This window comes from Janthinobacterium sp. FW305-128 (assembly GCF_020858135.1).
Classification (GTDB): domain Bacteria; phylum Pseudomonadota; class Gammaproteobacteria; order Burkholderiales; family Burkholderiaceae_D; genus Janthinobacterium.
This window is the reverse complement of sequence record NZ_JACYMK010000010.1, coordinates 80,687-104,829: the sequence shown is the minus strand read 5'-3', so window position 1 is coordinate 104,829 and position 24,143 is coordinate 80,687. Positions and strand designations below refer to the sequence as shown.

At 65.1% G+C, this 24,143-nt stretch carries 20 protein-coding genes; 12 read left to right on the top strand and 8 right to left on the bottom strand.

The window, feature by feature from the left end; genetic code table 11:
* Positions 1 to 42: 42 nt before the first annotated feature.
* From IGS60_RS20665 to IGS60_RS20655, 3 genes are all read left to right on the top strand, one after another.
* Positions 43 to 441 (top strand): DUF2946 domain-containing protein, encoded by a 399-nt coding sequence (locus tag IGS60_RS20665; protein WP_070223590.1) that lies wholly within the window; start codon positions 43 to 45, stop codon positions 439 to 441.
* Positions 442 to 530: 89 nt separating this feature from the next.
* Positions 531 to 2,618 carry a TonB-dependent receptor gene (locus IGS60_RS20660; RefSeq protein WP_230506030.1) on the top strand — a complete coding sequence of 696 codons (2,088 nt, stop codon included), beginning with the start codon at positions 531 to 533 and terminating at the stop codon, positions 2,616 to 2,618.
* A 226-nt stretch (positions 2,619 to 2,844) separates the two neighbouring features.
* Positions 2,845 to 3,066, top strand: coding sequence for a hypothetical protein (locus IGS60_RS20655; RefSeq protein WP_139142896.1), 222 nt, complete (start codon positions 2,845 to 2,847; stop codon positions 3,064 to 3,066).
* A 43-nt stretch (positions 3,067 to 3,109) separates the two neighbouring features.
* Here IGS60_RS20655 and IGS60_RS20650 read toward each other — a convergent pair whose 3' ends face one another.
* Positions 3,110 to 3,298 (bottom strand): hypothetical protein, encoded by a 189-nt coding sequence (locus IGS60_RS20650; RefSeq protein WP_139142897.1) that lies wholly within the window; start codon positions 3,296 to 3,298, stop codon positions 3,110 to 3,112.
* A 288-nt stretch (positions 3,299 to 3,586) separates the two neighbouring features.
* Here IGS60_RS20650 and IGS60_RS20645 point away from each other — a divergent pair, with 288 nt between their 5' ends.
* The 3 genes from IGS60_RS20645 to IGS60_RS20635 are packed head-to-tail and all read left to right on the top strand — an operon-like array spanning position 3,587 to position 6,691.
* On the top strand, positions 3,587 to 4,906 hold the full coding sequence (locus IGS60_RS20645; protein WP_230506029.1) for a D-serine ammonia-lyase: 1,320 nt from the start codon (positions 3,587 to 3,589) through the stop codon (positions 4,904 to 4,906).
* Complete coding sequence (dsdC, locus tag IGS60_RS20640; RefSeq protein WP_230506028.1) at positions 4,906 to 5,826, top strand: DNA-binding transcriptional regulator DsdC; 921 nt, start codon at positions 4,906 to 4,908, stop codon at positions 5,824 to 5,826. Before IGS60_RS20645 ends, dsdC begins: the two co-directional genes overlap by 1 nt.
* Before the next feature lie 43 nt (positions 5,827 to 5,869).
* Positions 5,870 to 6,691 (top strand): ferritin-like domain-containing protein, encoded by an 822-nt coding sequence (locus tag IGS60_RS20635; RefSeq protein ID WP_230506027.1) that lies wholly within the window; start codon positions 5,870 to 5,872, stop codon positions 6,689 to 6,691.
* Between the two features lie 6 nt (positions 6,692 to 6,697).
* Here the strand turns inward: IGS60_RS20635 and IGS60_RS20630 are convergent, their stop codons facing one another.
* The gene (locus IGS60_RS20630; RefSeq protein WP_230506026.1) at positions 6,698 to 10,072 is read right to left on the bottom strand and encodes a hypothetical protein; all 3,375 of its coding nucleotides are present in this window, start codon (positions 10,070 to 10,072) and stop codon (positions 6,698 to 6,700) included.
* Between the two features lie 264 nt (positions 10,073 to 10,336).
* On the opposite strand from IGS60_RS20630, the gene IGS60_RS20625 reads away from it, so the two are divergent.
* Positions 10,337 to 10,567, top strand: a complete 231-nt coding sequence (locus tag IGS60_RS20625) for a hypothetical protein (protein ID WP_230506025.1) — start codon at positions 10,337 to 10,339, stop codon at positions 10,565 to 10,567.
* Here the strand turns inward: IGS60_RS20625 and IGS60_RS20620 are convergent.
* Complete coding sequence (locus tag IGS60_RS20620) at positions 10,521 to 11,618, bottom strand: DNA topoisomerase IB (protein ID WP_230506024.1); 1,098 nt, start codon at positions 11,616 to 11,618, stop codon at positions 10,521 to 10,523. The two genes, IGS60_RS20625 and IGS60_RS20620, sit on opposite strands and share 47 nt — an antisense overlap.
* Before the next feature lie 92 nt (positions 11,619 to 11,710).
* On the opposite strand from IGS60_RS20620, the gene IGS60_RS20615 reads away from it, so the two are divergent.
* Positions 11,711 to 12,094 (top strand): YkvA family protein, encoded by a 384-nt coding sequence (locus IGS60_RS20615; protein WP_046685558.1) that lies wholly within the window; start codon positions 11,711 to 11,713, stop codon positions 12,092 to 12,094.
* Here the strand turns inward: IGS60_RS20615 and IGS60_RS20610 are convergent.
* The 4 genes from IGS60_RS20610 to IGS60_RS20595 all read right to left on the bottom strand — a co-directional run bounded on the left by IGS60_RS20610 (position 12,091) and on the right by IGS60_RS20595 (position 16,115).
* Positions 12,091 to 12,261: a hypothetical protein gene (locus IGS60_RS20610; protein WP_230506023.1), complete on the bottom strand. Its 171-nt coding sequence runs from the start codon at positions 12,259 to 12,261 to the stop codon at positions 12,091 to 12,093. The two genes, IGS60_RS20615 and IGS60_RS20610, sit on opposite strands and share 4 nt — an antisense overlap.
* 91 nt (positions 12,262 to 12,352) lie before the next feature.
* A complete protein-coding gene (locus IGS60_RS20605) occupies positions 12,353 to 13,534 on the bottom strand; it encodes a serine hydrolase (protein ID WP_230506022.1) in 1,182 nt (393 codons plus the stop codon).
* A 120-nt stretch (positions 13,535 to 13,654) separates the two neighbouring features.
* Positions 13,655 to 14,950: a cation:proton antiporter gene (locus tag IGS60_RS20600; protein WP_230506021.1), complete on the bottom strand. Its 1,296-nt coding sequence runs from the start codon at positions 14,948 to 14,950 to the stop codon at positions 13,655 to 13,657.
* Positions 14,951 to 14,999: 49 nt separating this feature from the next.
* Positions 15,000 to 16,115, bottom strand: a complete 1,116-nt coding sequence (locus IGS60_RS20595; protein ID WP_230506020.1) for a mechanosensitive ion channel family protein — start codon at positions 16,113 to 16,115, stop codon at positions 15,000 to 15,002.
* A 260-nt stretch (positions 16,116 to 16,375) separates the two neighbouring features.
* Between IGS60_RS20595 and IGS60_RS20590 the strand changes: the two genes are divergently transcribed.
* From IGS60_RS20590 to IGS60_RS20580, 3 genes are read left to right on the top strand one after another with little or no spacing between them, the layout of a single operon-like run.
* A complete protein-coding gene (locus IGS60_RS20590; RefSeq protein WP_230506019.1) occupies positions 16,376 to 18,643 on the top strand; it encodes a trehalose-6-phosphate synthase in 2,268 nt (755 codons plus the stop codon).
* A complete protein-coding gene (otsB, locus tag IGS60_RS20585) occupies positions 18,643 to 19,407 on the top strand; it encodes a trehalose-phosphatase (protein ID WP_230506018.1) in 765 nt (254 codons plus the stop codon). The genes IGS60_RS20590 and otsB overlap by 1 nt, the downstream gene beginning before the upstream one ends.
* Before the next feature lie 3 nt (positions 19,408 to 19,410).
* On the top strand, positions 19,411 to 21,231 hold the full coding sequence (locus tag IGS60_RS20580) for a glycoside hydrolase family 15 protein (RefSeq protein ID WP_230506017.1): 1,821 nt from the start codon (positions 19,411 to 19,413) through the stop codon (positions 21,229 to 21,231).
* Positions 21,232 to 21,406: 175 nt separating this feature from the next.
* Here IGS60_RS20580 and IGS60_RS20575 read toward each other — a convergent pair whose 3' ends face one another.
* Positions 21,407 to 22,339 carry a LysR family transcriptional regulator gene (locus IGS60_RS20575; RefSeq protein WP_230506016.1) on the bottom strand — a complete coding sequence of 311 codons (933 nt, stop codon included), beginning with the start codon at positions 22,337 to 22,339 and terminating at the stop codon, positions 21,407 to 21,409.
* Between the two features lie 116 nt (positions 22,340 to 22,455).
* On the opposite strand from IGS60_RS20575, the gene mdcA reads away from it, so the two are divergent.
* A complete protein-coding gene (mdcA, locus tag IGS60_RS20570; RefSeq protein WP_230506015.1) occupies positions 22,456 to 24,132 on the top strand; it encodes a malonate decarboxylase subunit alpha in 1,677 nt (558 codons plus the stop codon).
* Positions 24,133 to 24,143 lie beyond the last annotated feature (11 nt).

Genomic DNA, 24,143 nt, shown 5'->3' with positions numbered 1-24,143 from the left:
TGCACCCTGTGCGCAGGGGCCTTGCCCTGATACAATGTTGCCATGTTCATCAGCAAAGGCAAGGCCGGCATCGTCCTGTGGATCGCGTGTATCGCCATCTTCCTGGCCACGCTCGCCCCTACGGTGTCGCGCGCGCTGACGGTCGCCAGCGGCCTGGCCGTGCCCAGCCTGGAAATCTGCTCGGTGGCGGGCGGCATGCAAGCCGTGCCCGCCCGCTACGATGCGCAAGAGCCTTCCGCGCCTGAGAAATCGGGCATGCGCATGGGCGATTGCCCCTGCTGCAGCATGCATGCGGACACCTTGTCGATACCGCCCACCACCCTCGTGCTCGCTTCCGGCGAGCTCCTCACGGGCTTGCTGCCCGAGCTGTTCTACCAGTCCGCCACGCCATTGTTCGCCTGGACGCCCGTCCAGCCCCGTGGGCCTCCCGCCGCTTTCTGATCTGTCCCTTTCCCTGAACTGCCTTGCGCCGCGCGTGCCGTGCGCTTGCGCCTGTTCATCTTACCTATACAGAATCTGAAAGCAGCACCATGAAACATTTACCGTTCTTGATTTCCCTCGCCATCGCCATGCCCGCCGTGGCGCAAACCCACAATGAAGCAGGCACCACCGTTTTGCCGGAAATGAAAGTCATCGTCACGGCCATAGGCGACGGCTACCGTCCTGCCGCCGACTCGGCGCTCATGCTCTCCAGCACGCCCGGCTACAGCGTGGCGGCCGGCGGCGGCGTGTCCGGCTTGCCAGTGGTTAATGGCTTTGCCGATGACCGCCTCAAGATTCGCATCGACGGCATGGAACTGACGTCCGCCTGCGCCAATCATATGAATGCGCCGTTGTCGTACATTGATCCGCAACAAGTGCAGCGCATCCGCCTGATCGCGGGCGTGACACCCGTCAGCGCGGGCGGCGACAGCATCGGCGGCACCATCGAGGTGCAATCGAACGCGCCCGTCTTCGCCCGGCCGGGCGCGGGCCTGCTCACGCAAGGCAGCTTTGCCGTGTCGGGGCGCAGCGTCAACAACAGCGTGGCGACCAGCGTGCACGCCACGGCCGCCAGCGACGTGCTCAGCGTCGGCTACAGCGGCGCATACACGCGCGGCCACAGCTATGAAGACGGCCACGGCAATACCGTGCTGGCCAGCATGTTTGAAAGCATCAACCAGGCCATCGTGCTGGCGGCGAAGGGCGATGGTCAGCAGCTGACCTTGCGCGCCGGCGTGCAGCACATCCCGTACCAGGGTTTCCCGAACCAGTACATGGACATGACAGACAACCATGGCCAGTTCGCCAACCTCGCTTACCAGGGCACATTTGCCTGGGGCGTGCTGGACGCGCGCGCCTACTGGCAGCAGACGGACCACGAAATGGGCTTTTTCACGCCCGAGCGCAAGGGCACGATGCCGATGATTACGCATGGCCGCAACACCGGTTATGCGCTGATGGCCAGCCTGCCGATGGCGGCGGGCGAGTTGCGCCTGGGCCAGGAGTGGCACGGCTTCCGCCTCGACGACTACTGGCCGGCCGTGCCCGGTTCCATGATGATGGGGCCGCGCACCTACCTGAACATCAATGACGGCAAGCGCGACCGCACCGTGCTGTTCGGCGAGCTGGAAACGCGCCACGCTGCGCGCTGGACGAGCGTGCTGGGCGTGCGCGGCGAATCCGTGCGCATGGATGCGGGCGACGTGCAATCGTACGGCACCAACATGATGAACATGCCCGACGTGATGGCCGCCAAGGCCTTCAATGCGCGCAGCCGCAGCCAGCGCGACACGAATATCGATGCCTCCGCGCAAGCGACATTCACGCCGGACCTTGCCAGCAGCTATGCATTCGCGCTGGCGCGCAAGGTGCGCTCGCCCAACCTGTACGAGCGCTACTCGTGGGGCCGCGGTTCGATGGCCATGACCATGACCAACTGGTTTGGCGACGGCAACGGCTATGTGGGCGATATCGACCTGAAACCGGAGACGGCGTACACAGCCGCGTTCACGGCCGACTGGCATGGGGGCGGCGAAGAGGGCTGGTTCCTGCGCGTCAACCCCTATTACAGCAAGGTCGACAATTACATCGACGTCGACGTGCTGGCGTCTTTCCACCCGTATATGAAAATGGGCGCGAACGGCAACTTGCTGCGCTTTGCCAACCACGACGCCAAATTGTACGGCGCGAATCTGGCCTGGCAGCTGCCGCTGGCCAGCAGCGCCCGCTGGGGCCGCTTCATGGCGACGGGCAATGCGGCTTACACGCGGGGCAAGCGCAGCGATGGCGGCGACCTGTACCGCATGATGCCGTTCAACGCCTTGCTGGCCGTCGAGCACAAGCTGGGCGCCTGGAGCAACCGCATCGAAACGAAGATCGTGGCCCGCAAGGACAGGGTCGATGCCCGCCGCTTCGAACCGGAAACGGGCGGCTATGCGCTCGTCAACCTGCGCAGCAGCGTGGCATTGAACAAGATGGCCAGCCTGAGCGCCGGCGTGAGCAACCTGTTCAACCGCGCGTATGCGGACCCGCTCGGCGGCGTGTATCTGTCTGGACTGAAAGCGAACGGCGGGGCGCTGCAAGCCTTGCCGGCCGAGGGACGGTCGATTGACCTGGGGCTGCAGCTGAAGTTCTAAGCCTGCTATCAGCGTGCGTCTTCCTGCCGCCGATGCGTGGGGAAGGCGCACGCTGGCAACGCCGCATCGGCGAGCGCCATGTGGTCGTGACAATGTGCGCATGTTTCTCGACGGTAATTTGTTATGCTCTCTGGCGCCTGCTTCAGGCGTTTGGCGCACATGGGTGCGATAGCGGAGGCTGAAGGCTTTATCTGCTCAAATGAAGCTGACTGAATAAAAGGTGTCCATGATCGCATTTAAAGATTTTCGTTCGACCACTGCGGGCAGTCCGCTTTCCGATGGCATGGACCGGTCGCTGGTATTGGCCAATGAATGGCTGTTAAAAACCGGCGTTCGTCCGGTCAACATCGAAACCATCACGGAAACGCGAGGCTGGACGGCGTTAGCCAAGGTTGAGCGAGGGATACGGGTTTGGTATGAAGTGGCGCCTCCTCCCTTGAAGTCCTGAGCTGTTCAGGCAGACCATTCCCCGCTCACCGGCCGCAGAGCCATCAACTTCCGCCTCCGCTCTTTTTTCGCCGTGAGCCCGTCAGCACGCGCAGCGCGGTGGCGATCGGCACCTTGTTCTTGGCCAGGTAGGCGGCGGCCGTGGCGGTATCGAGCATTTCCTGGAAAATAATGCCGACCTCGACCTTTTGGGCCGTCAAATCGTCCTGCCTTGCGCAGTCGAGGATATCCATATTCGTAGCAGTAACTTTGTCATTCTTGGAGCGCATTTTTGCCTCGGTAGAAAAGAGAAAAAATGTCTCCTTTATTTGCCTTTAAGATAACTTATTTTTGTGACTTTGTGGAAATTTTTCTTTAATCGATAGTGCCTTCAAGAATTAAATTTAGCTATGGGCCAAGGTTAGTGCCTGGGGATGAATGCGGGATAGATGACATTCCCTCATGCATTGCCTGATCAACCATCGTTTGCCAGCGGCGCCCGGATGCGCTCTAATCATGGCTTGTTCCTACACGAGGTTGCCATGCTGCCCACTCCCGCCATCGCCGCGCTGCGCGAAAAATTTCCCCTGATTACAGAACTGATGGCCTTGCAGCCCTTGAGCTGGTTCAATCCCCGCATCGCCCCGGCGGCCGAGGGTTTGAAGGATGTGGGCTTGACGGCGGACGACGTGGCCGATGCCAGCGCGCGCCTGGCGCGCTTCGCGCCGTACCTGGCCAAGGCGTTTCCGGAAACGCAGTCCAGCGGCGGCGTCATCGAGTCGCCCGTCGTGCCGCTGCCCGCCATGCAGGCGGCCTTAGACATGACGAGCGGTCAGCTGTGGCTCAAGCAGGACAGCCATTTGCCCATTTCCGGCTCGATCAAGGCGCGCGGCGGCATCTATGAAGTGCTGAAACATGCGGAAATGCTGGCGCTGGACGCGGGCTTGCTGACGGAGGGAGATGACTACAGCGTGCTGGCCAGCGACGCCGTGCGCGCCTTCTTTGGCCAGTATGCGATCGCCGTCGGCTCCACGGGCAACCTGGGTTTGTCGATCGGCATCATGAGCGCGCGTCTGGGCTTTCGCGCCACCGTACACATGTCGGCCGATGCGCGGCAATGGAAGAAGGATAAATTGCGCAGCCATGGCGTCACCGTCGTCGAGTACGCGACCGACTACAGCGTGGCCGTGGAAGCGGGGCGCAAGCAGGCGGAGGGCGACCCCACCTGCCACTTCGTCGACGATGAAAATTCGCACGATCTGTTTCTCGGCTATGCGGTAGCGGGTCAGCGCCTGCAAGCCCAGTTCCAAGCGGCCGGCGTCGCGGTGGACGAGGAGCACCCCCTGTTCGTCTACCTGCCGTGCGGCGTGGGCGGCGGTCCCGGCGGCGTGGCCTTCGGCTTGAAACTGGCCTTTGGCGATTTTGTTCACTGCGTCTTCGTCGAGCCGACCCACTCGCCGTGCATGCTGCTGGGCGTGCACACGGGCTTGCACGAGGGAATCAGTGTGCAGGAGATCGGCATCGACAACCTGACGGCCGCCGATGGACTGGCCGTGGGACGCCCGTCCGGCTTCGTCGGGCGCGCCATGCAGCGGCTGATCGACGGCTACGCCACCGTCACCGATGAAGAACTGTACCGCTTGCTGGCGACGCTGGAACAAACGCAAGGCTTGCGCCTGGAACCGTCCGCCGTGGCCGGTTTCGCGGGCATCCCTGCCGTGCTGGCCGCGCCGCAATACCAGGCGCAGCTGGAAACGGCCACCCACCTCGTGTGGGGTACGGGCGGCAGCATGGTGCCCGAGCAGGAAATGGCTGCCTACGTGGCGCGCGGCCGCGCCTTGCTGGCGGCCGGAGCCGCCTGATGCCGCCCGGCATGGCGCGCATGTCCACGCTGACGGCCAGCCAGTTCGCTAACCTGCACACGTTTCTCGTGGCGGCGCGCCATGCCAGCTTCGCGCTGGCCGCGCAGGAACTGGCGCTCACGCCCAGTGCCGTCAGCCACCGCATCGCGCGGCTGGAAAGCAGCCTCGGCTTGCGGCTGTTCCAGCGCCTGACGCGGCAAGTCAAACTGACGGCCGACGGCGAGCGCATCTTTGCCGCCCTGCAAATCGGCTGGGACGGCTTGCAGGCGGCGCTGGCCGGCGGCAATGCGCTGGCGGGCAGCATCACCGTGCATGCGCGCCCGTCCATCGCCCAGTGCTGGCTGGTGCCGCGCCTGGCAGGCTTCGCTGCACAGTATCCGGACGTGTCGGTCGACTTACGCGTGGGCAATGAAAGCGTGGACTTTCGCGCCGGCCAGGTCGACCTGGCCTTGCACTATGGCGACGGCCACTTTCCCGGCCTGGCATCGCGCAAGCTGATGGAGGAATGGCTGGCGCCCGTGTGCAGCCCGCACTATGCGCGCGAACACGGCTTGTTTGACGCGCCGCATCAGCTGTCCAGCGCGACGCTGCTGCACGACACCCTGGCGTGGCCCGCCTGCGCGCCCGACGCCGAGTGGCGGTTGTGGCTGGACGGGCAGGCGCCGGAGGTGACCTTGCCGGCGCGCAGCCTGCGCTTCGACCGCGCCGACCTGTGCGCGCAGGCGGCCATCCACCACGCGGGCGTGGCCATGGGCCGGCGCCAGCTGGTGCAGCCGTGGATAGACAGCGGGCAGCTTGTCTTGCCGTTCGGACCTTTCAACTTGCCCAGCCCGCAGGCGTATTACCTCGTGCATGCCGCTCGGCCGCTGCCGGCGAGGGTGCAGGCCTTGTTCGATTGGCTGCTGGGGCAGGCAATTTGATACACTGCGCCCCTTGTTGAAGCACACGCCAGAAAGAACACCCATGCAGCCATCCCCATCGACCCCCACCGCGCCGGCGCAATTGCGCGAGTTACGCACCGCTGCGCTGGCCTGCCTGCTGGAACCGGACCCGGCAACCAAGGTGGCGATGGTGGCGGCCATGGCCGAGGCGCCGCTGGCACTCGACGCGCAGGCGGACTTGGCGCCCACGGGCGCCGTGCCGGGCCGGCCCGAGCGTCCGGAACTGGTGCCGCCGCGCCTGGTGGGGCGGCGTTCGATGATCACGCCGGAAGGGCGCGCCATGCTGGTGCACGCGCTCGCGCATATCGAATTCAACGCGATGAATTTGGCGCTCGATGCCCTGTGGCGCTTCCCGGACCTGCCGGCTGAATACTATACGGACTGGCTGCGCGTGGCGAAGGAGGAAGCGACGCACTTTGCCATGCTGCAGGCGCACCTGCAGGTCTTGGGCCACACGTATGGCGACTTCCCCGGCCACGACAGCCTGTGGGAAATGGTCGACAAGACGCGCGGCGACGTGCTGGCGCGCATGGCGCTGGTGCCGCGCACCCTGGAAGCGCGGGGCCTCGATGCGATTCCGCCGCTGCGCGCCAAGCTGGCGCAGGCGGGCGACATGGCCGCCGCAGCCATCCTCGACATCATCTTGCGCGACGAAGTGGGGCACGTCGAGATCGGCAACCGCTGGTACGGCTATCTGTGCGCGCAGCGCGGCCTGGAGCTGCGCGCGACGTATGCGGAACTGGCGCTGCGCTACGAGGCGCCCACCCTGCGCGGCCCGTTCAACCTGGAAGCGCGGCGGCGGGCGGGGTTTTCGGAGCTGGAATTGTCCGATCTGCCCGCCTGACCTTGCCTACGGATGGGCCGTGAGGCTGATGTGCCAGTGGCTCAGGTGTCCCGTCTCGATGTGCACTTTTGCCGGCTTGGTCCAGGCGCCCGCGCCGGGGATCTTGTCGGCCGGCGCGGCGGAAAAGCGCCCGTCGACGAGGGCCAGCTTGATGAAGCTGGGGCCGATGTAGATGATGCGCGTGCTGGCCGGCGCCGCTTCCTGGGCCAGCATGGCCCGGTTCGCCGCGATCCACGCCTGCAGCGCCGCCAGTTTCGGCTTTTGCGCGGGGTTGGCCACCACTTCCGCTTTTGCGTCGTTGATCAGCTGGTGAATGGCGGCGCCGTCGTTCTGGCCGCCCAGCGCGTCCGTATAGCCGCCGGCGCCGTCCGCGTAGCGCAGGTCGATCTGCTGGCCGTCGCTGTGGCCGCTGTGGCCGAGGATGGACCGGCCCGTTGCAGTCTGCGTCACGTGCTGGCCGCTGATGTCGTCGAAACGGTAAGCCTTGCCCGCCAGCCAGGCGATGGCCAGGCGCGTGGCCCACGAATCGCCGCCAGGATCGCGCGTGCCGTAGCGCCGCGCCGCCAGCGCCGCCTCGTCGTTGGCCAGGTACAGGGGGATATAGGCCGTGTCGCCCTTGAACGCCACTTGTCCCCCTTCGGCCGGGTCGGAGCTGGCATCGGTATTGTCGATGCGGCCCTTCAGGCGCACCGTGACGACGGCCTTCTTGTCGAGCTTGGCGCCGGCAAAGGCGGGCAGCACCAGGCTGGGAAATTTCACGGTGCCGGCAGTCTTGGTATTGGTCTGGGACAATAAATTCTGCGTGCTGAAGGCGGGATCGCCGCCGCCGGACGCAATGCCGATATTGACTTCCGTAATCGTCGCCGCCGCCGGCGTGTAGTGCAATTCCAGCGGCAAGGTGTGCGTGGCCGTGGCACTTCCTTGCGACACGGACACATACGGTCCCGCCAGATTGCCCGTCAACTTGATCGGCTGCAACACGGGGTGGGCGTCCTTGTTGGGCGAAAGGAATTTTGCCAGCGTCACCTTCAAGCCCTTGCACGCGAGGCTCAGTTCCACCGTCGTCACGGTGGCCAGAGCGCTGTCGCCGATATTCGTGGCGCTGACATTGCCGCCCAGGTTCAACGCCCCATCCTTGGTTTGCTTGCTGACATCGACGCACTCGGTCCTGACGATGGTGCCCTGCGTAAAGTGGCTCTGGTTGACGGCGCCTGCGGCGGCCAGGTTGACCCCGGGCAGCCCCGTCACGGAATAGGACCATGTATCGTTGTACTGGCTTTGCGCCGTCGTGTAGACGGGATACTCGGCCGTGCTGACGGTGATTTTCACGCCCACGTTTTTCGTGTCCTTGGGCACCGTGAAGGCGATGGGCGAGCTGATGGTCTGGTTTTGCGCGGCGGCCGTGGCCGTGAAGGTCTTGCTGTCCGCGTCATCCTGCGGCGTGACGTCGCCCGCGGCGCGATGGCTGGCGGGCACCTCGCGCGCGGGCGGCGCGGCGCCATCCTGCGTGACGCTGCCGGCGGTATAGGTCTTCGCCTCGGCGCGCAAGGCCGGGCTCGCCGCATACGGGTAGACGATGTCGACATTGACGTTGCTGCTGCTGTTGAAGACGACGGCGCTGACGCTGACCACGTTCGGATGGACGAGGTCGTTCAAGGTCAGCTGGTAGGTGTCGGGCAGCACGCCATCGAAGTGGAAGGCGCCCGTGGCGTCGACCACGGCCACCTGGCGCTGGCGGTTGTTGTAGCCGGCCAATAACATTTTCTTGCCGGCCAGTCCCGTGGCATTGCCGCCTGCGGGCGTGCGCAGCTGTCCTTGCAGCACGATGCCGGACTTGATGACGATCAAGGCATAGCTGGCCGTGAACTCGCCATCCTGCGAGACGAAATTGAGGTTCAGGTCGTAGCTGCCGTTGGGCAAGGATGCCAGCAGTTGCTGCATGGCCGTGGCGCCGATGCTGAAGGTGCCGCTGGCCGCATCGAACGTCCAGTAGCTCTTGAGGCTGATGGCCATGCCATCCGGGCCGGACAGCAGGCCGTCGCTGTCATCCTGCAGGGCCAGCGGCGGCGCGCCCACGAGGCGCAATCCCAGGCCGCCCGGCTGCAGGCGGTTGTTCGGCCCCAGCCCAGTGATGGCCAGCACGGGCGCCGCGGCGGGCACGCTGCCGTCGTCGTTCGGCTCCACATAGGTTTCCACGGCCGTCGGCAGTTCGGTCTGGATCAGCAGATCCAGGATGGTGACCTTGCCGCCCTTGCTGAGGGAAAATTGCGCATGCTGGTCGACGCCCGTGTCGCCCGGCGTGGAAAAGCGCAGGCTGCCTTCCTGCAGCAGCACGTCCGTGACGGCGCCGCTGGCCTTGACGCTGTCGGCACCGTCGGGAAAGCCCAGCCCGGACAGCGGCAGCACGACCACTTGCGCGGGCCGCACGGGGTCGAGGGCGATGCCGGTGCTGGTGCTGAAAGTCCAGGTCAGGCCGGCGCTCTGGAAGGCGATGCTGCGCTCGATGCGCAGGGTGATGGTGTCAGCGGGCGTGACGGTGGCGCCCGCGCCGATGCTGCCGGCCTGCACGTCGCCATCGATGATGGTGCTGCCTTCTGGCGCGCTGGCCAGCACGGCTTGCACATTGCCGGCCGCCTCGCTGCCATTGTTGCGGATGTGCACGCGGTAAGTGTAGTCCCAGACCGTGCGGCTGACGCGCTGTTCAGCCACTTTATCGAGCATCGTCACTTCAAAGTCGCCGGCGGCCTGGACTGTGGCTGCCGCTGCCGCCAGCATGACCTTGGGCGCGGGCGACTGCGTGGGATCGTTGGGGCCGCCGCAGGCGCACAGGCCGAGCGCCAGGCCTGTGGCCAGCGCGGCACACGCCAGCTGCCGGCGCCGCAGGCACGCCAAGCCCAGCACGCCGGCCAGCAGCAGCCATGGCGTGGAGGGCAGGGGCACGGCGGCCGGCTGCGTGATGCCTGCCTCCAGTTCGATGAACGAGACGGGGTCGAGGATGGAAAACGGCTGGGTGCCGGGACTGCCCGCGCCCAGGTAATCGAAGGTGACGGAAAAGCCCGTGGCCGTGGCGCCGGGGGCGATGCCGCCGGCCAGCGCCAGCGCGTCGAGGTAGCCGCTGGCGGGAATGGCGGGATCGGGCTGCACCAGCAGCACGTCCCAGCCCGGCGCCGTGGAGAAGCTCTGCAGGTTGGCGTAGGTGCCCACGCTGAAGAACAAGGTGAATTCCTCGATGGGCACGGCCAAGGTGGTATTGCTGACCGTGTAGTCGTAGCGCCACTGCGTGCCGCCCAGCGACGTTGCCGTGTAGCCGATGCTGGTGGCGTGCGCGGCCGACATTACGCATAGCAGCAGCGCCAGCAGCACTTGTTTGATAAAGCTCATGATCGTTCCCCCGTTGACTGGCGCCAAGCGTGCCCAGGCGAGAGGTCAAGCAGGAAACGTTCCTGTCTGGATTATGCTGCAAAAACAAGGGGTTGGCTGGGACGGGCCGGAGCAGGTGTCAAATCTGCCGACATCGGCATTTATGGCTGAGTCTGTCAGCGCTGTCCTACCCATCTTGTCGAAACCGTCTGATTGTATGCCTTGTGGAAACACGCGATGATCGTGTCCATGCTGCAACAGCCAACCAGTCCGACGGAGTATGCGATGCAAAAGCCAGGCCAGTCCCTTCACGTGAACAAGCCATTCCTGCTGATCTGCCTGTTCACCTTTTCGACCCTGGCGGCCACTTTGATGAATGCGGGCGAGGCGCAGAACGGCGATGCCGCGCCGGCCCCCGTGGCGCGCGAAGCGGGGCATGGCGCCTTGCCCGTGTGCCGCAGCGATGCCCTCACGCTGTCGGCCCAGTGCCAGCGCCAGCCCGCGCGCCAGGCTTGACCGCACTCTGCAGGCGCTGCTGCAGCAAGGCCAGCACGGCCGCTTCCTCCGGCGCCAGCGCCGGCAGTTCTTCCCGTAATTGCTCCTGCGCCCGCGCGCGCATGCCTTCCAATAAACTGCCCTCCAGATACGATTCCAGCACGGCCGGGTGCACATAGCACTTGCGGCAGATCGTCGGCGTATTGCCCAGTTTTTTCGCCACGGACTCGATTGCCTGCACGATGTTTTTCTTCGCTTGCGCATCGGAATCGACCTGCTCGAACGCCTGCAGGGCCAGCGCGGCCAGCAGGGTGCCGGACCAGGTGCGGAAATCCTTGGCCGTGTAGTCTTCGCCCGTCACCTCGCGCAGATAATCGTTGACGTCGCCCGAATCGACGCCGTGGCGAGCGCCAGCGTCATCGATGTATTGAAACAGTTCCTGGCCCGGCAACTCGCGCATGCGCCGCAGCACCGTGGCCAGCTTGCGGTCGCTCAGGCGGATATCGTGGCGCACGCCGCTCTTGCCCTTGAAGTGAAAGGCCACGGCGCTGCCGTCGACCTGCACGTGGCGCGTGCGCAGGGTGGTCAGGCCGAACGATTTGTTCGCGCGCGCATATTCTTCGTTGCCGATGCGCATCATCGTCAATTCCAGCAGGTGCACGATGGTGGCCAGCACTTTTTCGCGTGGCAAGCCCGGCAGCTGCATGCCGCGCGCGACGGCGGCGCGGATGGCGGGCAGGGCGCGGCCAAAGCTGAGCATGCGCTCATATTTCGCTTCGTCGCGCACCTGGCGCCAGCGCGCATGGTAGCGGTACTGCTTGCGGCCCCGCGCGTCGCGGCCCGTCGCCTGCAGGTGGCCGTTGGCGTGCGGGCAGATCCACACGTCCGTCCAGGCGGGCGGGATGGCCAGCGCCTTGATGCGCGTCAAGGCGGCGCTATCGCGCACGATCTGGCCGTCCGCGTCGCGGTAGCGGAACTTGCCGGGCTTGCCCGATCGGGCGATGCCGTTCTGATGGTCGCCCGTGTAACGCAGGCCGGCGGTGCGGGCCGTGGTGGTGGCAGATATTTCCATGACGATAGCTTACCTTGCAGGCCGCCCACCCGGCGCGCCATTATGCTAAGGTGCGCATTCGTAACGCCGTGCGCGGCAGACAGGAGCAGCAGATGTTTGGCAGAAAAAAGAATCTGGAAGAAGACCACGCCCCCCAGGCCGACAAGCAGTATGAAAAGAAATACACGGATGACAGCTTCTGGGACAAGGTCGTCAAGTTCGCCAAGACGGCGGGGCGCGAAGTCATCGAAAAAGCCCTGTGGCTGTACTACGCGGCCCAGCAGCCGAACACCCCGCTGTGGGCCAAGACGGCCATTTACGGCGCGCTCGGCTATTTCATTTCACCCATCGATGCGATTCCCGACATCACGCCCGTGGTCGGCTATGCGGATGACCTGGCCGTGCTGGCGGCGGCCGTCGCCACCGTCGCCACCTACATCACGGCCGAGGTCAAGGAACGTGCCGCCGAGAAACTGCGCGGCTGGTTCGGCGCCTAACTGCCGGCAGCGGGCAGACCCGGCTGGCCTTTGACGGCGTTGCGGTACCTGGCCCTGGCCTCGGCCTTCTTCACCGCCTCGGCGGCGATGTTCTGCGCCTTGATGCGGGCTTTTTCACTCTTGCTGCGCTGCTGCGCCACGTCCTTGTTGCCGATGCGGTTCGTCATGCTGGTCTCCTCGTTGATGGTCAAGTTCGACCAGCACAGCATACGTTCTTGCCCAGGCGCTACCGTGCGCCCGTTCACACAAGCGCCATGCCTACCTGGCTGGCGCGCCGCCGGCCCCGTGCGCGAGCAGGCGCAGCACGACTTCTTTCTGGAATGAACGAAACTCCTTGTCGGCGCTGACGTTCGCGAAGGCCAGCACGGCCGTCTTGCTGGCCCGGTCGACGCAGACGACGGACGCGGCCCCCGGGTCGCCGCCGCTGTGCGTGGCCAGTGCCCGGCCGTCGACGTCGCGCAGCAGCCACACCAGCGCTTGCTGCACGGATGAATCGGCGGGCACGACGGGGGCCGCTTGCGGGGCGAAAAACAGTTGCAGCGTCGCGTCTTGCAGGTAGCGGTGGCCATCGACCCGGCCGCCATTGCTGAAAATGGCCAGGAAACGGGCAAAGTCCTGCGCCGAGCTGCGCAGCAGGCCGGCCGGCCAGTCCGGATAGCCGACGGGCGGCAGCGCTTGCAGGCCCGGCTCCTTGTGCGCGTACGGCTGGGCGACGACGGCGCGCCGCGGCAAGCCGGCCAGGTTCCAGGCCGTGCTGTCCATGCCCAGCGGTTCGAACAGGTGCTCGCGCGTGTAGGCGTCGAGGCCATCGGCGTTCAAACGGCCGACCAGATAGCCGAGCAGGGCGATGCCGACATTGCTGTAGCGCCATTCCGTGCCGGGCCGGGCGGCAAACGACACATCCGCGTCATACCAGGCGCCGCCGCGCGACAGATAGCCCTTGACGAAGTCGCGCAGGGGCAGGCGCGGGTCGCCCTGGACGGCAAACGCCGTCGTCTTGTCGTACACGGCGTCGGAAATGCCCGAGGTGTGGCTGAGCAAATGACGAAAGGTGATGGGCACGTCGGGAAACTTCGGATGCATGAGCGGAAAGTCCAGGTAGGCCGCCACCTTGTCGTCGAGCTGGAAGGCGCCCTGTTCCAGCAGCATCATGACGGCCGTGGCCGTGACGAGTTTGCTGACGGAGGCGACATGGAACACCGTGTTCGCATCAGCCTTCTTGCCGGCCTGGATGTCGGCCCAGCCATAGCCGCGCGCGAAGACGGTTTGTTCGCCGCGCACCACGGCCACGCTCATGCCCGGCGTTTCCGTGCGGGCCAGGCCATCGCGCATGAAGCCGTCAAATTCCGTTTCCCACGCCAGCCTGGCCGGATCGGTGGCGCAGCCCGTTTGCAGCAGGGCCAGTGAGACGCCCAGTCCCAGCATGCTTCGTCGTTTCATTGATTCTCTCTTTTGCCATTTTTAATTATCTTAACAATATTTCCGTCCGCCATAGGGGCAATTGACAAATCATTGCTTTGCAGCAATGACAAAGGGAGCGGCGGGTGCTTGTTTGGCCAGTTACTTGCGCCAGTAGCGTTCCAGCAAAGGCTTGACCGTCAGACCGTGCACGACGATGGAGAGGATGACGACGACGAGGGTGATGTCGGCCAGTTCGCGCGCCAGGCCGCGCGGCAAGCCATGCGCGATGGCATAGCTGAGGTAGTACAGCGAGCCGATGCCGCGCACGCCGAACCAGGCGGCCAGCCCCCGCAGCCGCACGCTGGTGCCGGAAGCCAGCAAGCCGAGCATCACGCTGGCCGGACGCGCCACCAGCAGCAGGAACAGCGCCACGCTCCACGCCCGCCAGCTCCAGGCGGCGGCCGTGACGGCGCCGCCCAGCAGCAGCACCAGGGTCAGTTCGGACAGGCGTTCCAGATGTTCCTTGAAGACGAGGGCTTCGCCGCTGACGGTCAGCGTCACTTCGCTGTCGTGCGGTTTGGCGGCGGACACGGCATGGGTTTCCTCCGCCTGCAGCAAGCCTTGCCGGTCTTTCGGCGCGCCGGCCAGCCGCAGTTCCGTCTGGCGCAAGGCCACGCCGGCAAAGAAGACGGCCAGGAAGCCCCACGCGTGCAGCCAGGTGGACACGCCATAGACGAGGGCGATCAGACCCAGGGCCGCCAGGTCATCGAGCACTTCATGCTTCGGCTCCTTGGCGCGCAGCTGCCAGCCCAGCCAGGCCAGCAGCGCGCCGCCGGCCGCGCCCAGGGCGATGGCGCCCGCGCTGGCCCAGAGTAAATCGCGCCACAGCCAGGTGGCGCCATGCGGCCCCAGTTCATGCAAGCCCAGCAAGCCCAGGCCCAGCATGACGAAAGGAAAACCGCTGCCATCGTTCATGCCCGCTTCGCTGGTCAGCATGAAGCGCAATTGCTCGCTGTCGCCCGCATGGCGCAGCTGAACGTCGGTGGCCAGCACAGGGTCGGTGGGTGCGAGGATGGCGCCCAGCAGGATGCCCGCGCCCAACGGCAGATCCAGCAGCAGGCAGGCAAAGGCCGCCACGAGGGCCACGGAAATGGTCATCGACAGCCACGCCAGGCGCAGCGAGGGCAGCCAGCGTGCCAGGCTGAAGGGCACGGGCATTTTGACGCCGGCGGAAAACAGGGAGATGAGGACGGCGATTTCCGTCAGGGTTTCCAGCAGGGGCGCCTGTTGCACCAGGTCGAACGAGAACAGGCCGAGGAACAGGGGGCCCAGCAGCAGGCCCACGCCCAGGTAAGCCATGGCCGAGGTCAATGGCAGGCGCGCGATGCCGTCGGCGCCCAGGCCACGCGCCAGCATCAGGCAACCGATCAGGATGAACCAGGCGGTGGTGCTCATGCTCCTATTCTAGCGGCGGATGGGCCCGGGCAGCGCGCCGCAGGTTTTGTTATGCCTTGTGCAACTGCACCGTATCGTTCTGCGCCTGCATGGCGTGCAGCTCGATCGGGTCGAGCGTGGAGCGCAAGCGGGGCAGGCTGTGCGGATAATTGGTCGTGATAAAGGCCAGCATCTGCTCGCGCACGACGCAGCGCAATTCAAACGCCGTGCCTGAATCCACCGCGCTGATCAGGAAACGCACGCGCACGGCCCGCTCGTTCGAATCCGTCGCCTGCACGGTGCAGACGCGGCCGTCCCATTGCTTGGCGGATGCGCAGATGCGCGTCAGTTCCGTCCGCAGGGGCTCGATCGGGATGCTGAAATCGAGCCACAGGAACACCGTGCCGAGGATGTCGGAGGAGGTATGCGTCCAGTTCTCGAACGGATTTTCGATGAACCACTGCAGCGGCACGATCAGCCGGCGTTCGTCCCACACGCGCACGACCACGTACGTGCCCTTGATTTCCTCCACCGTGCCCCACTCGCCATTGACGATCAGCACATCGTCGATGCGGATCGGTTGCGAAAACGCAATTTGCAGCCCTGCAATGAAATTGCCGAGCACGGGCCGGGCGGCAATACCTGCCACCAGGCCAGCCACGCCGGCCGAGGCCAGCAGGCTGGCGCCGATCTGCCGCGCGCCGGGCAAGGTCAGCAGCACGAAGGACACGCCCAGCAGGACGACGATGGCATGCGCGCTGCGCGTGAGCACGCGGGCCTGGGTGATCCGGCGCCGCGCGCGCAGGTTGTCGGCCGCGTCGACGGGATTGATCTGGGAAATCGTGATGCTGAGCGACTCGATGCATTGCATGGCCAGCCAGGTCAGCGCGATGATCAGCGCCACGCTGGCCAGGTGCGACATGGCGACGAGGCCCGGCGTGTCGTCGGGCGCGCTGGCCAGCACCATGCGCAGGCCGAAGACGATCAGGCACAGCTGGCTGGCGCGGAAGGCCACGCGCGCCACGTTGCTGGCCAGCGCGTGGCCATGGGCCAGTCTTCTCAGCAAGCCGATGCCGGCCCGGTGCACGCCGATGGCGACGAGGGTGACGAGCAGGGCGGAAACGAGCACGGTCAGCGCCGAGCGCAGCGGGCCTCCCATCAGCGAGTGAAACGTGCTGAGATCCATAGGCGAAAACTCCTTATTGATAAGTGAAATGGATGTCGGAAGCGGCTATTTTACGGGCAGATGACGTCGCGGGGGCGTGCGTTGCCGTACGGATAAGACTTCGGTCAAGGCGGATACTGGAAGAAATTGCTGCGCTGCGCCATGCCACGTTGACGTTTCAGTACGGAAAACAAGCGGGCGTCGCCGCATTGGAAACATAGTCATACTTGCCATGCTTTTTGTTTTTGCAAAGGAAACCGATGATAGTACGATCACTCCGCATGTCCTTGCGCTTCATTCTGCCGCTTGCCCTCGTGCTGGGACTGTTTGCTTATATCGTGGTACCCCTGTTGGACAATATTACCCTGCGCTGGTATGTGCGCGACCTCGACAGCCGGGCTGAATTGCTCGCTGGAACCCTCCGCCCCTCGCTCACCGAATACCTGCCTGCGCAAGACGCCGCGCGCATCGGCGAACTGTTCCAGGGCGCCACGCGCGATGAACGCCTGATCGCCATCGGCTTTTGCGACAACGGGGGGCACTTGCTGTACCAGTCCGCGCAATACCCAACTTCCATTGGCTGCTGGAGCACGCCATCGACGGGCGGCCTGTACAAATCCCTGGCGCAATTGCCGCAAGGGCAAGTCCACCTGAGCGAAACCCCCGTCATGCAGGACGCATCGCAACTGGGCCGCCTGGTGCTGGTGCAGGACATGAGCTTTGTCGAGCGCCGCAATACCGATACCAAGCGTTTCATCTTTGCCTTCCTGGCCGTGCTGGCCGTGCTCATTTCCCTGATGACCGTGTTCGTCGCCCACCTGAGCTGGCGCGGCTGGCTGTCGGCCGTGAAGGATATCTTGCGGGGCGAGTTGCTGCCGAAAAGCAATGGTGCAGTGGCCGCCGCCACGGCGCCCGCCGCCGCGCCCGCGCCGCCGCCGGAAATGCAGCCGCTGATCGGCGACTTGCGCGAATTGCTGCAGGAATACCATCTGGAACGCCAGGGCGATAACGGCTGGTCGTCCGACTGGACGCCGGACAAGCTGCGCGCCTTGCTGGAGGCGGACTTGCAGGGCGACCAGGTGCTGGTTGTGTCGAACCGCGAACCGTATATCCACACCAAAACAGAGAGCGGGATTGCCGTGCAGCGCCCGGCCAGCGGCCTGGTGACGGCCGTGGAAGCCGTGATGCGGGCGTGCTCCGGCACGTGGATCGCGCATGGCGCCGGTTCCGCCGACCGCGAGACGGTGGACAAGCTCGACCACGTGCCCGTGCCGCCCGATAACCCCAGCTATACCTTGCGCCGCGTGTGGCTGACGGAAGAGGAAGAGCAGGGCTACTATTATGGTTTCGCCAATGAGGGCATGTGGCCGCTGTGCCATATCGCCCACGTGCGCCCCGTGTTCCGCTCGTCCGACTGGGAGCAGTACGTCAAAGTCAACCGCCGCTTCGCCGACGCCGTGATCGCCGAGGCGAAGACGGACAACCCCGTCGTGCTGGTGCAGGATTATCACTTCGCCTTGCTGCCGCGCATGGTGCGCGAAGCCTTGCCGAAGGCGACGATTATTACTTTCTGGCATATCCCGTGGCCGAACTCGGAATCGTTCGGCATTTGCCCATGGCGCGAGGAAATCCTCGACGGCTTGCTGGGCAGCACGATCCTGGGCTTCCATACGCCATTCCACCGCAAGAACTTCCTCGAAACGGTGGACCGCTACCTGGAAACCCGCATCGAGCCGGAAGCGTCGACCATTTCGTATGGCGGCGAGATGACGCAGGTCGAGGATTACCCGATCTCGATCGCCTGGCCCGAGGATGATCCGGCGCAGCCCGACGTGGCCGCGTGCCGCGCGCAAATCCGTGCCGAACTGGGCGTGGCGCCTGACCACTTGCTGGGCATCGGCGTGGACCGCCTTGACTATACGAAAGGCATCGTCGAGCGCTTCCAGGCCGTCGAGCGCATGCTGGAACAGCAGCCCGGCATGGTGGGCAATTTCACGTTCGTGCAGATCGCCGCCCCCAGCCGCGCGTCGCTTGACGAATATCAAAGTTTTGACGCGCGGGTGCGCAAGATGGTCGAGCGCATCAACCGCCGCTTCGGCAGCGGAGATTACGTGCCCATCCTGCTGAAAGCGGAACACCACGGTCAGGACGATTTGCAGCGCTATTTCCGCGCCTCGGAAGTGTGCATGGTGACAAGCTTGCATGACGGCATGAATCTGGTGGCCAAGGAATTCATCGCCGCGCGCGACGATGAGCTGGGCGTGCTGGTGCTGTCGCAATTCACGGGCGCCGCGCGCGAACTGCATGAAGCGCTGATCATCAACCCGTACCACATCGAGCAGGGCGCCGATGCGCTTTACCGCGCCCTCGTGATGCCGCCCGTGGAACAGCGCGAGCGCATGAAAAGCATGCGGGCAAGAGTCAAACATTTCAACGTCTACCGCTGGGCCGGGCGCATGCTGCTGGACGCTGCCCGCTTGCGCCAGCGCGACAAGGTCATGACCAAGATCGACGCCCACAGCCGCATCAAGCGGCGCAAGGGGATGTGATGGCCGATCTCCCTGACGATAGCGCGGCCCTGTTGCAGCTGCTGAGTGCGCCCGGAACAGCCGTCTTCCTCGACTTCGACGGCACCCTGGTCGATTTGGCGCCCACGCCCGATGGCGTGCGCGTGGCGCCCGGCGTCATCGAAGCGCTGGCGCTGCTGGCCGAGCGCCATGGCGGCGCGCTGGCCCTCATTTCCGGCCGTCCCGTGGCGCAGATCGACGCCATGCTGGCGCCCCTGGTCTTGCCTGTTGCCGGCGTGCACGGCGTGGAGCGGCGCGGTGCCGATGGCGCGCTGCACGTGGCGGCCACGCCCGACGTGGCGCCCGTGCTGGCGCGCGCGCAGGCGCTGGCGGCGATTCACCCCGGTTTGCTGGCGGAGCAGAAGCGGGGCGCCGTGGCCCTGCATTACCGCCTGGCACCACACCTCGAGCAATTGTGCTTGCAGGAAATGACGGCCGCCGTGCAAGCGTGCCCGGGGGTATTGCTGTTGCATGGCAAAATGGTCCTGGAAGCCAAGCCGGCCGCCACCGACAAGGGCGGCGCCATCGCCGCCTTCATGCAGGAAAGCCCCTTCGCCGGCCGCCGGCCCGTGTTCGCGGGCGACGACACCACCGACGAGGCAGGCTTTGCCTTTGTACAACAAGCAGGCGGGCAGGGCGTCAAAGTGGGCAGCGGCCCCAGCGCCGCCACCTTGCGCCTGGCCAGCCCCGGCGCCTTGCGCACGGCGCTGCTGGCCGCTGCCGTATCCCCGACATCGAAGGAGTAGCCCATGACGACATCCCATGACACCCGCGCCAGCCAACCGTCCGCGCAAGCGTCCCTGAATTGCGGCGTGGTAGGCAATTGCGCCTTCAACGCCCTGATCGACCAGGCGGGGCAGGTCGTCTGGTCCTGCCTGCCCCGTTTCGACGGCGATCCCGTCTTCAACCGCTTGCTGGACGACACGGAAAACGGCAGCGTGTGGGCCATCGACATCGAGGACTTTGCGCGCAGCGAGCAATTCTACGAGCCAAACACGGCCGTGCTGCGCACGCGCCTGTACGACACGCAGGGGCGCGGCGTGGAAATCACGGATTTCGCGCCCCGTTTCCTCAGCCGCGACCGCATGTTCCGCCCGCTGATGCTGATCCGCCGCGTGCGCCCGCTCGACCACGCCGTGCGCATCCGCGTACGGCTGCGTCCCCGCTACGACTGGGGCCGGCTGGCGCCGCAGATCACGCAGGGCAGCCACCACATCCGCTATGTGGGGCCGGAACAGACCTTGCGCCTGAACACCGATGTTTCGCTCAATTATGTGCTGAGCGAAACGTATTTCGTGCTGGGTGGCACGGCCAACTTCCTGCTGGGCCCTGATGAAACCCTGGCTGGCGGCATCGACGAGACGGCGCGCATCTTCGAAAAGGAAACGATCAACTATTGGCGCACCTACACGCGCCGCCTGGCCGTGCCGCTGGAATGGCAGGACGTGGTCATCCGCGCCGCCATCACCTTGAAACTGTCTTTATATGAAGACACGGGCGCCATCATCGCCGCCATGACCACCAGCATCCCGGAAGCGCCGGGCAGCAGCCGCAACTGGGATTACCGTTACTGCTGGCTGCGCGACGCCTTCTTCGTCGTGCGGGCATTGAACAGCCTGTCCGAGGTGGGCACGATGGAAGAGTATCTGCGCTGGCTGACGAATATCGTCGCCCGCTCGAAAGGTGGCCACATCCAGCCCCTGTACGGCATCGGCCTGGAAGAGCAGTTGCCCGAATCGATACTCGACCACTTGCCCGGCTACCGGGGCAACGGCCCCGTGCGCGTGGGCAACCAGGCGCAGGAACACTTCCAGCACGACGTCTACGGCAACATTGTATTAGGGGCGGCGCAGGCCTTCCTCGACCACCGATTGTTCCACCGCGCCGGCAAGGCCGAGTTTGCCGCGCTGGAAGCCGTGGGCGACCAGGCCTTCCGATTGCATGCGGAACCGGACGCCGGCATGTGGGAGCTGCGCACGCGGGCCCGCGTCCACACCTCGTCCATGCTGATGAGCTGGGCCGCCTGCGACCGCCTGGCCAAGGTCGCCCATAAACTGGGCTTGGCGGACCGCGCCGACCACTGGAACAGCCGCGCCGTGCTAATCCGCGAGAGATTACTGCGCGAAGCGTGGAGCGAGGAACGCCAGGCGTTTGCCGAAAGCCTGGGTGGGCGCGACCTCGACGCCTCCGTCCTGCTGATGGCGGAAGTCAACTTCATCGACCCCATGGACCCGCGTTTCATCGCTACAGTCGACGCGCTCGAAGCATCGCTGTGCGACGGCCCCTACATGCGCCGCTACGAAGCCCCCGACGACTTCGGTAAACCCGAGACCGCCTTCAACATCTGCACCTTCTGGCGCATCGACGCCCTGGCGCGCATCGGCAGGAAAGACGAGGCGCGCAAGATTTTCGAAACCATGTTGATGGCGCGCAACCACCTGGGCCTGCTGTCGGAAGACACGCACCCGGTGACGGGAGAGATGTGGGGCAATTTCCCGCAGACGTATTCGATGGTGGGGCTGATCAACTGTGCCGTGCGGTTGTCGGCGCCTTGGGATAGTGCTATTTAAGTGCGGGCCTGGATCGCGGGCCTGAGAGTTGCCCATGGCTGCGTTGTTTGGGCTTGCCGTACATTCGTACTGTCTGCGCCCGCGCGCCTTGCCCTGGCCATTTTTCAGGCCCGCCGGGCCCGAGGTGCCCGGGTTGGAAACTCGGGCCTTGGTTTGATTTGCCATTGTTTAGATATCAAGTCAAAGTTTTGGGTAAAGCAGGCTCCCTGCGCCCATACAACCTGCACTCCGCCGCCAGCGCCAGCAGATTCGGGTCGCGCTCGCGGCTGCTCAGCATCAACAGGGTAATCTGCTGGTGCGAGCCGTAGCGCGCGTCGAGGGGCAGCAGTTCGATGCGCGAGCTGAAGGCGCGCACGCGGCCGGGCAGCAGGCTGTAGCCGATGCCGCCGCTGACCAGGTTGATCAGCGAGAAGATGTCGCCCACCCTCATCGCCGTGTCCGGCACGAATCCCGCCAGCTCAAACGCGTGGTTGAAGCTTTGCGAGGTGACGAAACCTTCGCTGAGCGTGACGAATTTGTCGTCGCGCAACGCCTGCAAGTCCACGGATGCGGCCCCGGCATAGGGCGAGGCCAGCGGCGCGGCCAGGAAGATGTCGTCCTGGAACAGGGGCACGGCCACCAGGCCCGCATGCTGTTCGTCCTCCTGCACGCCGATGATGATGGCGTCGAGGCGGCCGTCGGCCAGGCTTTGCAGCAGGTCGCGGTTCGAACCCAGGGTCAGGTCGATGTCCAGGCCCGGCCGGCGCAGTTTCAGCGCGATCACCAGCTGCGGGATGCAGTGCAGGGTCAATGAATACAGCGAACCGATCTTCAGGCGCACGGGGTTGATGCCCGACATTTCGCGCACCTTGCGCACGCCTTCCTCGCATTCGGCCAGCGCGCGCCGCGCCGATTCGGCAAAGGTATAGGCCGCATGCAGCGGGATCAGGCTGCGGCCCTCGCGCTTGAACAGGGGGCAGCGCAAGCCGTCTTCCAGCGAGTGCAGGGCGCGGTGCACGCTGACCGTGCTCTGGCCCAGCGCATCGGCCACCCGCGCCAGGTTGTTCAATTCCATGAAGCTGAGAAAAACTTCCAGCTTTTTCAAGGTAATTTCTTCGTTGATGGCCATGGCTACCCTTTTTAACGGCAGTTCATTAACTTCAGAGTAATGAACATGCTAGCAGATTGATTGTCGCGCTGGCGCTTTCGTTCTATCGTCTGGATTCGATAGTTCATTCCGGAGGCATGATGTCAACCGCCACAGCAGCGCCAGCGCAGCGGCAAAAACAATGGGACACGCGGCGCACCGAGAAACGCCGCCGCCTCGACGCCGTGCGCCACTACGCGAACGGCCCCGTGCTGCAACAGGGCGACATGGTCGCCGTGCTCGAAGCGCTGCTTGCGCCGGGCGACCGCGTCGTCCTCGAAGGCAATAACCAGAAGCAGGCCGACTTCCTCGCCCGCATGTTGACCCAGGTCAACCCCGACAAGATCCACCATCTGCACTTGATCATGCCCAGCGTCAGCCTGCCCGAGCACCTGGACCTGTTCGAACGCGGTATCGCCCGCAAGCTCGATTTTTCCTTTGCCGGCACGCAAAGCCTGCGCATCGCGCAGTTCCTGCAGGATGGCTTGCTCGAAGTGGGCGCCATCCACACGTATATCGAGCTGTATGCGCGCCTGTTCGTCGACCTCACGCCCAACGTCGTCATGGTGGCCGGCTACATGGCCGACCGGCAGGGCAATCTGTACACGGGCCCCAGCACGGAAGATACGCCGACGCTGGTGGAATCGGCCGCCTTCCGCGACGGCATCGTCATCGCCCAGGTGAACCAGATCGTGGACGACGTCAGCGACCTGCCCCGGGTCGACGTGCCCGGCTCGTGGATCGATTTCGTCGTGCAGTCCGACAAGCCGTTCTTCATCGAACCGTTGTTTACCCGCGATCCGCGCGTGATCAAGCCCGTGCACGTGCTGATGGCCATGATGGCGATCCGCGGCGTGTATGAAAAACACCAGGTGCAGTCGCTCAATCACGGCATCGGCTTCAATACGGCCGCCATCGAGCTGATTTTGCCCACGTATGGCGAGCAGCTGGGCTTGAAGGGCAAGATTTGCCGCAACTGGGTGCTCAACCCGCATCCTACCCTGATCCCCGCCATCGAAACGGGCTGGGTCGAGAGCGTGCACTGCTTCGGCGCGGAACTGGGCATGGAAGGCTATGCGGCCGCGCGGCCCGACGTGTTTTTCACGGGCCGCGACGGCTCGATGCGCTCGAATCGCGCCCTGTGCCAGCTGGCGGGCCAGTACGCGGTCGACCTGTTCATCGGCGCGACTTTGCAGATGGATGGCCTGGGCAATTCCTCGACCGTCACGAACGGCCGCCTGGCCGGCTTCGGCGGTGCGCCCAACATGGGCCACGACCCGCACGGCCGGCGCCATCCGACGCCGGCCTGGCTGGACCTGATCGAGACGGACGACCCGCTGGCGCGCGGCAAGAAGCTGGTGGTGCAGATGGTCGAGACGTTCCAGGACGGCGGCCAGCCGACCATCGTCGAATCGCTCGACGCCGTGGCCGTGGGCCAAGCCAGTGGCATGCCGCTGGCGCCCGTGATGATCTATGGCGACGACGTCACCCATGTGCTGACGGAAGAGGGCATCGCCTACCTGTACAAGGCCCGTTCGCTAGACGAGCGCAAGGCCATGCTGGCGGCGGTCGCCGGCGTGACGCCCATCGGCCTGCGCCACGACCCGAAGACGACGGCCAAATTGCGCGCCGACGGCCTGATCGCGCTGCCCGAGGATATCGGCGTGCAGCGCGGCGCGGCGAACCGCTCGCTGCTGGCGGCGAAAAGCATCGCCGACCTGGTCGAGTGGTCGGACGGCCTGTATCAACCCCCCGCCAAATTCAGGAGCTGGTAATGAGCACGATG